The following is a 219-nucleotide window of genomic DNA, read 5'->3' as shown; positions in this document are numbered from 1 at the left end:
CAGACTCGGATAGCGACTCTGACAGCGACTCAGATTCGGACAGCGACTCAGACTCGGATAGCGACTCTGATTCAGACAGCGACTCAGACTCTGACAGCGACTCGGATTCAGACAGCGATTCGGACTCAGACAGCGATTCGGACTCAGATAGCGATTCGGATTCAGACAGCGATTCGGATTCAGACAGCGACTCAGACTCGGATAGCGACTCAGACTCGG

1 protein-coding gene is annotated in these 219 nt (G+C 54.3%); it reads right to left on the bottom strand.

The window, feature by feature from the left end; all coding sequences use genetic code 11:
- A partial coding sequence (locus NI467_RS14710; protein ID WP_253153511.1) for a hypothetical protein occupies positions 1-219 on the bottom strand: 219 nt, incomplete at both ends.

Origin of the sequence: Acinetobacter sp. S4397-1, from assembly GCF_024129285.1 — a bacterium.
Taxonomy (GTDB): Bacteria; Pseudomonadota; Gammaproteobacteria; order Pseudomonadales; family Moraxellaceae; genus Acinetobacter; species Acinetobacter lwoffii_C.
The sequence above is the reverse complement of the archived record's forward strand: the minus strand, read 5'-3'. Positions and strand labels throughout refer to the sequence as shown.